The sequence below is a fragment of the Streptomyces sp. NPDC060198 genome (genome assembly GCF_042728415.1).
Classification (GTDB): domain Bacteria; phylum Actinomycetota; class Actinomycetes; order Streptomycetales; family Streptomycetaceae; genus Streptomyces.
Map to the genome: position 1 here is coordinate 1 of NZ_JBHWZJ010000232.1, position 11,336 is coordinate 11,336.

General features: G+C 71.5%; 11 protein-coding genes. All 11 read left to right on the plus strand.

Annotated elements, in window-relative coordinates:
- Window positions 1-277: 277 nt before the first annotated feature.
- The 11 genes from ACFWEP_RS24130 (at window position 278) to ACFWEP_RS24180 (ending at window position 11,217) form a co-directional block, all read left to right on the plus strand.
- Window positions 278-1,123 (plus strand): NUDIX domain-containing protein, encoded by an 846-nt coding sequence (locus ACFWEP_RS24130; protein WP_387372783.1) that lies wholly within the window; start codon window positions 278-280, stop codon window positions 1,121-1,123.
- 183 nt (window positions 1,124-1,306) lie between these two features.
- Window positions 1,307-2,341: a helix-turn-helix transcriptional regulator gene (locus ACFWEP_RS24135; protein WP_387372785.1), complete on the plus strand. Its 1,035-nt coding sequence runs from the start codon at window positions 1,307-1,309 to the stop codon at window positions 2,339-2,341.
- Between the two features lie 90 nt (window positions 2,342-2,431).
- Complete coding sequence (locus ACFWEP_RS24140; RefSeq protein WP_387372787.1) at window positions 2,432-2,776, plus strand: hypothetical protein; 345 nt, start codon at window positions 2,432-2,434, stop codon at window positions 2,774-2,776.
- 175 nt (window positions 2,777-2,951) lie between these two features.
- The gene (locus ACFWEP_RS24145; protein WP_387372789.1) at window positions 2,952-3,107 is read left to right on the plus strand and encodes a hypothetical protein; all 156 of its coding nucleotides are present in this window, start codon (window positions 2,952-2,954) and stop codon (window positions 3,105-3,107) included.
- 198 nt (window positions 3,108-3,305) lie between these two features.
- Window positions 3,306-4,118, plus strand: a complete 813-nt coding sequence (locus ACFWEP_RS24150) for a hypothetical protein (protein ID WP_387372791.1) — start codon at window positions 3,306-3,308, stop codon at window positions 4,116-4,118.
- A gap of 347 nt (window positions 4,119-4,465) precedes the next feature.
- Window positions 4,466-5,707, plus strand: coding sequence for a hypothetical protein (locus ACFWEP_RS24155; protein ID WP_387372793.1), 1,242 nt, complete (start codon window positions 4,466-4,468; stop codon window positions 5,705-5,707).
- A 44-nt stretch (window positions 5,708-5,751) separates the two neighbouring features.
- Window positions 5,752-6,774, plus strand: coding sequence for a pyridoxal phosphate-dependent aminotransferase (locus ACFWEP_RS24160; RefSeq protein ID WP_387372794.1), 1,023 nt, complete (start codon window positions 5,752-5,754; stop codon window positions 6,772-6,774).
- A 14-nt stretch (window positions 6,775-6,788) separates the two neighbouring features.
- Entirely contained in the window at window positions 6,789-8,729 is a 1,941-nt protein-coding gene (locus tag ACFWEP_RS24165; protein ID WP_387372796.1) for an alpha/beta hydrolase family protein, read from the plus strand.
- A complete protein-coding gene (locus ACFWEP_RS24170) occupies window positions 8,704-9,969 on the plus strand; it encodes a hypothetical protein (protein WP_387372798.1) in 1,266 nt (421 codons plus the stop codon). Before ACFWEP_RS24165 ends, ACFWEP_RS24170 begins: the two co-directional genes overlap by 26 nt.
- Before the next feature lie 78 nt (window positions 9,970-10,047).
- Entirely contained in the window at window positions 10,048-10,920 is an 873-nt protein-coding gene (locus ACFWEP_RS24175; RefSeq protein WP_387372800.1) for a TauD/TfdA family dioxygenase, read from the plus strand.
- Between the two features lie 60 nt (window positions 10,921-10,980).
- A complete protein-coding gene (locus ACFWEP_RS24180) occupies window positions 10,981-11,217 on the plus strand; it encodes a hypothetical protein (RefSeq protein WP_387372802.1) in 237 nt (78 codons plus the stop codon).
- Window positions 11,218-11,336 lie beyond the last annotated feature (119 nt).

Consider the following 11,336-nt stretch of genomic DNA (forward strand, 5'->3'; position numbering starts at 1 on the left):
CCCCTCGGCGCACCGCAGTCGGACCTGATCTCGGGCGCGCAGGGCCGTCAGTACGCGAAGTTCGCCCACGGTTTCGTCTATTCGGGCGAGGGCGGTCAGGTATTCGAGGCGGCTCGTCCCCCCGATGCCGCCTCCCCCGCTCCGAGGCCCCGCCTCGGCTCCGGCCCCGGCCACCTCTTCCGTGAGGGCCGGGGCCGTCGTAGTGCCGGACGGCCGGCCGCCCGCACGATGCCGGCGGGCCCGCGGTCCGGGGACGGACAGCCCCTACGCTCCCCCCATGCATCTGCGCCAGATAGTCGTCGACGCCCACGACCCCGAGGCCCTGGCCCGTTTCTGGGGCTCGCTGCTGGGTGGTACACCGGTCGGCGGGGACCACGGAGAATTCCGCCTCGACCCACCGGGTTCCCCCTGGTTCGTCTTCCGGCCGGTCGGGGCGTCCGGGGCACGTCCCGGCCGCCTCGACTTCGATCTCACGGCCGCGGACGTCGGGGCCGCCGGTGTCCCCGACGGTGGACCGGGAGCCCACCCGCTGCCGGGAGCGACCGTCGACGACCGGGACGGCTTCCGGTCCGTACGGGACCCGGAGGGCCACGAACTCCGCATCGGTGTCGTGCCGCCCGTGCCGTCGGCGCCGCCCCGGACCGTTCCGGGGCCACCGCTCCCGGGGGCGGTGGCCAAGGCCCGGGTGCTCTTCACCGACGGCCGGGGCCGGGTCCTGCTGGTGCGGCTCCAGCCGTGGCACGACGCGTGGCACTGGGGTCTGCCCGGGGGCACCGTCGAGGCCGGCACGGAGACGCCCCGCCTGGCGGCTGTCCGCGAGATCGGGGAGGAGATCGGTCTGAGTCGCGTTCCCGGGCGCCTGCTCGGCATCGACTGGGTGCACCGTGCCCACGACCGGCCCCGTCTGGTCCATGTCTTCGACGGCGGCCCGCTGGGGGAGCAGGACCTGGAGCGCATCAGGCTCGACGGGGAGGAGCTGGCGGAGTGGCGGATGTGCACTCCCCAGGAGGCCGAGGCGCTGCTGCTTCCCCCGACCTGGGGGCAGCTGAAGGAGTCGCTCGCCGTCCTGGCCGCAGGGACCGGCCCGGCGGAACTGGTGGACGGGGTGCCGGCGCGCTTCTGAGCGCGCTCCGGCGGTCCGTCACGCGTCCGCCGGGGCCGAGGGGAGTTCCCCGGGCCGGTACGGAGGGCAACGGACCGCTGCCCTCCCCTTTTTACGCCCGCATGGACGAAACACGGCAGGCCGGTGGCTAGTATCTGCGCGGGGACGGGGCGAGCCCCAGGGGCGTGGGGAGGGTATGCGCTGATGGAGGTCTCCGAGGTCCACGACGAGGCGGAGCGGGAGCCGGGATGGTCCTCGCTGTCCTCGCTCTTCGGCTTGAGCGACCTGCTGCTGGACGTCTACCGCACCGTGGTCGGCCGTCCCGGGTGGGGGGTCTCCGGGATAGCCCTGCATCTGGGAGTGGCGGAGTCCCAGGTGCGTTCCTGCCTCGACGAGTTGGCCGAGCTCTCCATGCTCTATCCGGCCACGTACTCCGTGAACCCCGTCGCGCTGAACCCCGAGATCGGCCTGGCCGCTCTGCTGAACCGGCGTGAGACCGAGATCCAGAGCCAGCAGGCCCAGCTGGCCGCGGCGCGTACCAAGGCCGCCGAACTGGCGGCCGTCTACTCCGCCCAGCAGGGGAGCCGGGGCAACCTGGGCCTCGAACAGCTCGAAGAGATCACCGCGGTACGGGCGCGGCTGACCGAGATGGCCGACCACGCCCGGGAGGAGCTGCTCTGCTTCATGCCGGGCGGAGCGCAGAGCCAGGAAGCCCTGGACGCCAGCAGGCCGCTGGACGAGAAGAGCCTCTCCAGGGGGGTCCGGATCCGGACGCTCTACCTGGACAGCGTCCGTAACGACCGGGCCACCACCGAGTACGCCCGCTGGCTGGCCGGACTCGGCGGCGAGATCCGGACGATCCCCTCCCTGCCGGTCCGGATGCTGGTCGTGGACCGGTCCGTGGCCCTGCTGCCCACCGACCCGGAGAACAGCCGGGCCGGGGCGGTCGTGGTGAAGGCTCCCGGGGTGCTGGCCGCGCTGGTGCACCTCTTCGAGGCGACCTGGCAGCAGGCGAGTCCCCTGGACGGGGCGCAGCCTTGCGGGCCCGGCGGGCTCACGGCGCAGGAGCTGGTCCTGCTCAAGCTGCTGGAGCTGGGCCATACGGATGAGGTCGCGGCCCGCAAGCTCGGCGTCTCGCTGCGCACGGTGCGGCGGATGATGGCGGACATCCTGGGACGGCTGGGCGCGCGCAGCCGGTTCGAGGCGGGGCTGTTGGTGACCCGCGCCGGCTGGATGTAGCTCCCGGGGTCCGTGGCAGTCTCGTGCCATGGCCGTTTGATGCCGTCGCCCATCGGGATCCATGGGCCACCGCGGTGCCAGCATGCTCCCATGTACGCAATCCACATCCGGCAGAATGTTCTGGGGGCCGGCCTGTGCCGACTGGACATCCAGGATGTCGTCAAAGAATTAGCTGCGGCTCATGATTGCGTTCTTGAGCATATCTACGCGCCTAGAACGAATGAAAATGGACATAGCGGCGTGCTCTACGTGACCGGGGAGTCCGTGAATGCCGCGGGAGCCGGCGTGCTGGACGCGGTCCGAAGGGCGATATCCGGTACCCGCATGTGGGCTGATCTGGCGATTTCTGGTGACCCGTGGTCGGTGGGGATGTGCGACGCGACGATCCGCGTGGCACCCCTGCGGATGGTCCGCACGGCCGTCGACCCGGCTTGAATGGCACTTTGTGGCCTGGGCAACTTATTGCCAGAGCAGCCTCTGGAGCGCGCTCGTGTCGTGTGCCATGTTTGCCGTGTGTCCGGCGGATGAATTTACGAGGAACGCGATTCCAAGAGAAGTCTTCGGCCCCGGGACGCGCACAGGGGAATTGTTGAATTGCTGAAGGGTCGCCATGCCTACGCGTCTTCTGATCTCGATCACCAGCTCCGTGGCCGCACTGGCCGCCGTGCTCCTGAGCACCGCGGCGGCGGAGCAGACCGCCCCGCGTGACGTCCACGCCGCATCGGTGTCGGAGCAGCCCGCGCCCTACAGCTGGGGCTGGGACTGAGGGCTGTCCCCGGTCCCTGACATCCGCGCGACGGCCGCCGCGCCGTCCCACTGGGCCGGTACGTCGAAACGGCTGTGTCGCACAGGACCTCCCGTCCCTGTGACGCGGCCGCACCGGACACCGGTCAAGGACCCGGCGGCCCGGGCCACCGTCCGTACGAGGCAGGCTCTCGTCCGGCCTCACCAGCGAGGAGATTGCATGGAGCGCGCCGACGGCGGATGTCATCTGCCGCAGTGCGGAAACGGGCGGGGCGGGTCCTCCGGGGAGGCGTCGCGCACACCCTCCGGACGCCCGTGCCGGGCGTGCGCGGACGGCATCGCCCGGAACCTCGCGGAACTGCCCGCCCTGCACCGTGAGATCGAGTACGCGCTCGGACCGACCGCGTCCGGCCGTTTCGAACGCGTCAGTGGCAGCCGGAACGTCGGGATCGAGCTCGACGAAGAGGTCTGCGCCGTACGCGCGGCGATGCTCGGTGTGCTGGCCTCCTGGGCGGGCACGGTGGCCGGCCCCGGGACGGGTCCCGCCCCCGACCGTGCGGTGGCTCCGCTCGCCGCCTTCCTGCTCCGGCACCTGGACCTGCTGCTCCGCCACCCGGCCGCGGGAGACCTCGCCGAGGAGATCGGAGCTCTCGTCGCGGACGCGAGACGGGTGCTCCAGCCGCCCGTGACGCGCCGGATCACTCTGGGCCGCTGCCCCCGGGCCGGCTGTGCGAGCGCCGTGGAGGCGTCGGCTCCCGGCCGGGACGGAGCGCCGCCCGAAGACGTGCGCTGCCGCGCCGGACACACCTGGCCGGCGGGGGATCTGCTGGCGCTGCGGCGGTCGCTGTCGGCCGGCGGGAGGGTTTCGGCGACGGCGGGGCGCACGCTGCCGACGCGGCTCGCCGCCCAGGCCGCCGGAGTGTCGGAGGCGACCGTCCGCAAATGGGCGAGTCGGGGAAAGCTGACGCGGCACGGGAGTCCCGCGCGTGCCGAATACGACGTCGACGAACTGGTCGCACTCGCCGTGGGCTGAACCGGTCCCGAGGAATTCCATCATCTCCCCCGAGGCTTTGCATGGCGTCATTGATGCCGTGCAAGGCCCTTCCGGCGTTCTCCCGGACGGTCAAATCCCTTGTTTATTGCAAGCGTTGACAGGCCGACGTGGAGGTGTCACGCTCTTTGTGGCGGAAGAAGTGTCGGAATTTGCGGGACGCCCGCAGAGGCCTTTTCGGCGCGAAAGATCCGTCGGACGCGCAAGTCCAAAGGCCCGTGTCCTCATCTTCTCCGGGTGTGCTCGGTCCGTGGCCTCGATCCGGTCGCCGGAGCACCGCAATGGAGCCCGGATTCCTTTCCCGTCGGCTCGGTACATGGGCGGAGCGCATGATGATTGACTCGGACGAAGCCATCGCGAACTCTCTGGACGCGGTCCGCCGCGCCCGGCGGGCATGGGAGGAGAGGCCCCGTGCCGCCGTACCGTCCCTGGCGCACGAAGAGTTCCTGACCCATCTGCGTGAGGCCGTCCCGTACTACCGGACACTGGACGCGACGGCCGGACTTCCGCTCGTGGGGCGTGCGGAACTCCAGGACGACGGCGGACTCTTCAGGGCGGAGCCCGAAGGCCCGCTGTACCGCCTCGCGTCGAGCGGCACCACCGGACGGCCGCTGGAGGTCACCCTCGACTCCGCTGCCTGGTACGCCGTCAACTACCACTTCTTCGAGCAGATCCGGGAGCTCGCCCAGCTGCCCCGCGCCATGTTCCGGCGGGGCGCGCCCGGCGTGCTGTTCGTCAGCAACAAGCCGGGGCGGCCCAGTTTCGTACGCCCGCTGCCGTCCCTGGACGACGCGCTCTACCTGCGCCTGCAACTCCCCGACGACGCGCGGGATCTGCCGGCGGTGCTGGGGAAGTTCCAGGCCCCCGTGCTCTACGGCAAACCGACCTATCTGCTCGACCTGCGGGCGGCGCTGATGGGCCTGGGCATCGAGCGGGCGCCGTGGCGACCGGAGTTGGTGCTGGTCAGCGGCGAGCCCCTGCACGCGGACGACCGGGAGCGGCTCACCGGCTACTTCGGGGCTCCCGTGGTGGACGCGCTCGCCTCCACGGAGGGCGGCCTGATCGCCGCGACCCCTCCGGACGGGACGGTCCACCGGGTGTTCGGCGACAACGTACGGCTCGAAGTGCTCGACGGGAGCGACCGGCCGGCGGACACCGGCCGGGGCGAACTCGTCCTCACCAACCTGGTCAACCGGAGTACGGTCTTCGCCCGCTACCGCACCGGTGACTTCGCCGAGCTGGAGACGGCCGAGGACGGGAGCCAGCGGCTCCTGCGGCTGTACGGCAGGGAGCCGGAGACGGTCCGTTTCCGCACCGCCGAGCTGTCCGCGGACGAGGTGACGCGGGCCGTCGGCTTCCTTCCGGGGCTCGCGGACTTCCAGTTCGTCCGCGGCGAGGGGGAACGCACGCTTCTGCGGTGGGCCCCGGAAGTCTCCTGCGCGTCCCCGGCCGACCTGGAGACCGCACTGCGCGGTGCCGTGGCCGGTCTCCTCCCCGGGGAGGAGACGGATGTGGAGCGGTGCGCGCGCATCACCCCCCTGGGCGGGAAGAAGCGGCGCTTCCTGCTCTGAACATCGACCACCCGGAGCCACTTCTATCTCGGCGGGGCATTTCCATGACGCTAAATCTGACCTGGACGGGCAACCAATTCCTGGACCCGCGTGAACAGACGGCCGAGATGATCTCGGCCACCGAATCCATCGACATCACCAACAAGGACGAGGTCTGGGGCGAAAGTGTGGCCGCGGCCGTCGCGGCCCACTTCGACCTCCCGGAGAAGTTCGTGCGGGTCGGGGCGGGAGCCACTCAGCTCATCGACACCGTGCTGCGCAGCGCCTATCAGGGCCTCGTGGTGGACGTCACCCCGAACTTCCATCTCACCGCCACCGTCTCCCGCCAGCAGGGCTGGAATTACCGGAGTGTTCCGGTGCGCGAGCCCTCCGAACTGCTTCCCGCGCTCGAACCTTTTCTGGACCGGCCGGACGCGGTCATCGTGCTCTGTTCGCCGCGCAACCCGCTCGGCTACCAGTTCGACATCAGTGACATCGGCGCTCTCCTGGAACGTGCCCGTGGTCTCGTGATCCTGGACGAGGTGTACGCGGACTTCGCCCCGGACTCGGCCCTGCGGCTGGTGGAGAGCCACCCGAACCTCGTGGTGATGCGCACCTTCTCCAAGGCCTGGGGCCTGGCCAACCTGCGGATCGGATTCGCGGTCTCCCAGGCCTTCGCCCGGGAGGACTTCCGGTTCTGGCTGATGCCCAACAGCGTCTCCGGGGTGGCACAGCGCACTGCGCTGCGGCTGCTGGCCCGGCCCGAGGCCGTGCGCGAGAGCGTCAGCCGCGCCCGGGAGTGCCGGGGGCTGCTGGCGGCGGGCCTGGAGAGGATCGACGGGCTGCGGGTGTGGCCTTCGGACGCCAACTACCTCTGCCTGGAGAGCCCGTACGCGGTGGCGATCGTCGATGAGCTGCTGGCCGCCGGCTACCGCACCCGGCTGCTCCACGACCTCAAGGACTATCCGGCCCAGTGGCCGCTCGGGGTGCGGATCTCCGTACCGCGGGAGGACGAGCTCGCCGCGGTGGTGGAGTGCGTCGCCCGGGTCCACGCGGCCGCGGGTCACCGGGTCGCGGCCGACCGGTGAGCGGGACGGGGGAGGTGAACGGGCCGCCGTCGCTCAGCGTCGACGGCCGGTTCGCCGGCTGGCTCTCCAGCGGTTCCTCGGCGCCGCGCCTCGTGCTGTACGACCTGGCGGAGCGGCGGGAGGCGGGCCGCTCGGGTGTCGGTGCCGCCCGGTGCAGGGCCTTCACCTGGACGCATCTGCCGGGCGTCGGTCTGGTGGTGGCGGACCCGGACGGTACGGAGAACTGGTCCCTCCACCAGGTCCGGGTCGAGACGGCCGAGTGGACGCCGCTCGGCGGCCCCTCGGCCGTGCGGGCGCGGATCGCCGGGCTCTCCGAGCGGCGGCCCGCAGAGGTCGTGCTCTCCACCGACGGTGCCGGCCCGGGTCTTCGCGACTTCGTCCGGGTCTCGCTGCACACCGGGGCGACCACGGTGCTGATGACCGGTTCGGACCACTCCGCGGTGTACGTCGACCGCGATCTGCGGCTCAGGCTGACCGAGACCGTCATGCCCGACGGCTCGCGGGAGCTGCGCCACGCCCCCGCGCCGGGCGGTGGCGACGGGGCGCTGTTCCTGCGCGTTCCGCACGAGGACGCGCTCGTGGTGCGGGTCCTGCGGTTCGCCGACGACGGTGACAGCGTGTACCTGGTGCTGCCCGACGGCCCCGACGGCGTACGGCTGGCCGAGGTGGACTGCGCGCTCGGAGAGCCGGCTGGTGTGCCGCGGACCGTGCGCGCGGTGCGCGGCGGGGACTTCTCCACCGTGCTGTTCGCGGAGGACACCGGCAGACCCGACCTCGTGCACGTCGAGCGGGAACAGCGGGTCTGCGAACCGCTCGACGAGGAGTGGGTGCCACGGATCGAGCGGCTGCGCGAGGCGCTCGGCACCGAACCGGTGGTCCTGGACCGCCGGGGCGAGCGCCTGCTGGTCGCCGCTCAGGGCCCCGAGCGGGACGCGCGGTACTTCGTCCACGACACCGCCACCGACGACACCTGGCCGCTCTCGGAGGCCCGGCCCGGCCAGGGGCCGGCGGCGGTGGAGTGCAGGCCGGTCCGGGTGCCGCTCCGGGACGGCGCTCACGCCGTCACCTACGTGACCCGCGGGGACCGGGAACGGCTGCGGGGCGGTCCCGGCCCGGCGGTCCTGCTGGTGCACGGAGGGCCCTGGCGGCGAAGCCGCTGGGAGTACGCCGAGCGGCGGGTCTGGCTGGCCGAGCAGGGCTGGACCGTGATCGAGCCCAACTTCCGCGGCTCCACCGGGTTCGGCAGCGCCTGGATCAACGCCGCGGACCGGCAGTGGGGCGCGGCCATGCAGGACGACCTGGAGGACACCCTGGACTGGGCGGTGGCCGAGGGCCTCGCCGATCCGGACCGGATCGCCCTGCTGGGAGGGAGCTACGGCGGCTATGCCGTCCTGCAGATGGCCGCGACCACCCGCAGGGCGCTGCGCTGCGTGGTGGCGACCTCACCCCTGACGGATCTCGTGCGGTTCCTGGCGGCGCCCCCCGCCTTCTGGCAGGCCGCGGCGCCGATGCTGCGGCGCCGGGTGGGCGACCCGGACGTACCGGAGCAGCTTCGGGCGCTGACGGAGGTCTCGCCGGTGAACCGGCCCGAGGGGTTTTGCTGCCCCGTCCTGCTGGTGCACGGCGCCCAGGACAGCCGGGTGCCCGCCGAGATGGCGACCCGGATGTTCATGGGCCTGGCACAGGCCGGCCGGGACGCCACGCTCGCCCTCTTCCCCGACGAGGGGCACGAGGTGGTGAGCACCGGCAACCGGAACGCACTGGACTCCCTGATCGCCCGGTACCTGGACGAGTGGCTGGGCGGGACGGGGGCCGCGGAGCCGGGACGGGACCGTACGGCCGTTCCGGGTGACACCACCGTGAAGCTGTTCGACTCACCCCGCGCCGTCCGCCGGAAGGCGGCCCCGGCGCCGACATCTGGAGCGGATCATGGCACTTCATCTGACGCGCAGTAACGCGCTGCTGCTGCTGACCCCGAAGACGGGCAGCACCTGGATCCGGAAGAAGATCAGGGAACTGGGCATCGCCTTCGAGGAGGTCGGCGATCCGGCGATGCGCGAGCACGACCTGCTCGCCGCCTTCGACCGCTCCGCGTACGGCTTCGTCGGCGCCTTCGTGCGCGATCCGCTGGAGTGGTACCGCTCCTACTGGTCCTACCGGATGGAGAAGGGCTGGCGCCCGCAGTACCCGCTGGACGAACACTGCGAGAGCGACGACTTCGAGACGTTCGTGCGCCGCGCGGTGACGACGTTGCCCGGAGCGCTGGGCAACATCTACACCTCGTACGTGGGCGCTCCGGGCGAGGAGGTCGACTTCGTCGGGCGGCAGGAGAACCTTGCGGACGACTTCGCACGCTTCCTGGAGCTGGCCGGCGAGGAGTTCGACGCGGACGTGCTCGCGGAGGGCAGCCGGATCAACGCGACGAAGATCCGCCCCGACTACCCGGAGGAGCTCAAGGAGCTGATCACTCTCTCGGAGTGGCAGACCATGGGGCGCTTCGGCTATCTCGCGGGCCGGCCGGACCCGATCGGGCTGGCCGAGATGCAGGACCGCTACCCGCAGGACGCGAACGACCTGCGGCTGCTCACCCTCTGGACCGAGAAGATCCACTGGGTGCCGGACGACAAGAAGCGGGAGGCCGGCCGGCCGGTCGCCGCGGAGACCCGGTACGCGCGGGTGAACAGCAACTTCGCGCTGTACGCCGAGCACAAGAAGCTGGATCCCGACTACGCGGGCGGCCGTTACCGCGAGGCGCTGCGGCTGGACCCGGTGCACCCGCGGACCCTGTGCAACTACGCGCTCCACGTGGCGAAGCACGAGGACGACGCCGCCCGGGCCCGTGAGCTGATGCTGCGCGCGCTGGCCGTCCGCCCCAACCACCCGTACACGCTGGGCAAGCTGGCCTGGCTGACGGCCGGGCGGCTGGCCGATCCGGCGCTGGCGGAGGTCCTCTACCGGCAGAGCCTCGCGGCCAACGCGGCCCAGCACGAGCTGCGCGTCGAGTTCGCCAACTTCCTGGCCGGGCAGGGCCGTACGGACGACGCGCTCGCCCTCCTCGGCCCCGAGGCCGAGAGCCGCGGCGCAGACCGGCTGACCCTGCTCACGCACGCCTCGCTGCTGGCCCGTTCGGGCCGTGTCGCCGAGGCCAGGGATTTCCAGCGGCGGGCCGCCGACTCGGTGGCGACCGCCGCCTGAGTGCCGTCCGGCCTTCCGGACGGGCGGGCCCGGGGCCCGTACCTCCTCCCGCAGGACCATCGCCAAGGAGGCGACACGATGTACACGGAGAACGCACTGGCCCACGTCATCCAGGACGAGAGCGTGTCCGGCGCGGGCAAGTCGGTCGAGCAGATCGCGGCCGCGGCGCGCGAGGGCATGGAGAAGAACCGGATCTGCCTGATCCGCGACTTCGCACTCGACCCCGACCTCTACCTCGCCTTCCTCGGGGAGTTCGGCGAGCCGCTGATGAACTACTCCTCGCTCAGTGCGCTGGCGAAGACGGACCCGCACCCGCAGATCAACCGGGTCAAGTACAAGAAGAAGGCCGAGGGTGCCCAGTCGGTGCACTACGTCGCGGGCGGTCTGCGACCCCACTCGGCGCGCTCCTGGCGTTCCCCTCGCCCCTCGCACTTCGCGATGCTGATGGTCGAGCCGGGATGGCGGGAGGTGCCGGCCGGAGAGCGCGGCGAGTCCGTGGTGGTCAGCTGGCACGATCTCTTCGTCCGGCTGGCCGAGCGCGACGGAGAGGTGTTCCAGGAGCACTTCGACCGGTTGTCCGCCACGCCGATCACCTTCGAGGCCAACAACGTCCGCGAGGAGCTCAGCAGCCTTCCGCTGCTCTACCCGCTGGCGGACGTCCGCGGCCCGTACGACGTCGGCGTCCGGCTGAAGCAGGACCTGCGGGACAAGATCGTGGGCATCAAGGACCGGATTCCGGACTTCGAGGCGTACCGGACGTCACTTGACTACCTCCTGGACGCCAGTGCGGACGAACAGTTCTTCGCCTGCTTCCCGCTGGAGCGCGGCGATCTGCTCCTGCTCGACAACCACCGCTTCGCCCACGGCCGCCTCAAGATCGTCGGAGAGTACGTCGTCGACGACGAGGCACGGACCAACAACCGGGAGCTGTGGAGCGTCACGGTTCACTGACGCACGGACAACCGAGGGGTCCCGTCCGGAACTCCCGGGAGGAACAAGGAGAGTGACGACATGAGCAATGCCGACGACAAGCCCGTCGAGGCGGCCGAGCCGGCCGCGGTGGACGGCGGGGAGCAGGCCGACCTGGTCGCGGTGTGCGCCGAACTCCAGGGTGAGCTCGACGCCCTGATCGGCGGGTCCGGCACGAACGCCGCGGCCCAGTCGCTGGACACCGCGGTGGCCTCCCTCAAGGAGGTCGAGCAGCGGAACGTCTCGTCGGTGCAGCTGGTGGCGCTCGACCACAGCTGAACCCGGCGCGGCCTGCCGGCCGGCCCGAGCGCCGGACGCGCACGGGCCCGGTCGTAGCGATTCACCACTGAAGTGCGGTGGACGGCCGGGTTTCCGCCCCTGTCGTTTAACGCGGCAGG

Bases quoted from the DNA above. Each gene is read 5' to 3' on its own strand.
- ACFWEP_RS24130 (WP_387372783.1), top strand. From the start codon at position 278: ATGCATCTGCGCCAGATAGTCGTCGACGCCCACGACCCCGAGGCCCTG.
- ACFWEP_RS24135 (WP_387372785.1), top strand. From the start codon at position 1,307: ATGGAGGTCTCCGAGGTCCACGACGAGGCGGAGCGGGAGCCGGGATGG.
- ACFWEP_RS24140 (WP_387372787.1), top strand. From the start codon at position 2,432: ATGTACGCAATCCACATCCGGCAGAATGTTCTGGGGGCCGGCCTGTGC.
- ACFWEP_RS24145 (WP_387372789.1), top strand. From the start codon at position 2,952: ATGCCTACGCGTCTTCTGATCTCGATCACCAGCTCCGTGGCCGCACTG.
- ACFWEP_RS24150 (WP_387372791.1), top strand. From the start codon at position 3,306: ATGGAGCGCGCCGACGGCGGATGTCATCTGCCGCAGTGCGGAAACGGG.
- ACFWEP_RS24155 (WP_387372793.1), top strand. From the start codon at position 4,466: ATGATGATTGACTCGGACGAAGCCATCGCGAACTCTCTGGACGCGGTC.
- ACFWEP_RS24160 (WP_387372794.1), top strand. From the start codon at position 5,752: ATGACGCTAAATCTGACCTGGACGGGCAACCAATTCCTGGACCCGCGT.
- ACFWEP_RS24170 (WP_387372798.1), top strand. From the start codon at position 8,704: ATGGCACTTCATCTGACGCGCAGTAACGCGCTGCTGCTGCTGACCCCG.
- ACFWEP_RS24175 (WP_387372800.1), top strand. From the start codon at position 10,048: ATGTACACGGAGAACGCACTGGCCCACGTCATCCAGGACGAGAGCGTG.
- ACFWEP_RS24180 (WP_387372802.1), top strand. From the start codon at position 10,981: ATGAGCAATGCCGACGACAAGCCCGTCGAGGCGGCCGAGCCGGCCGCG.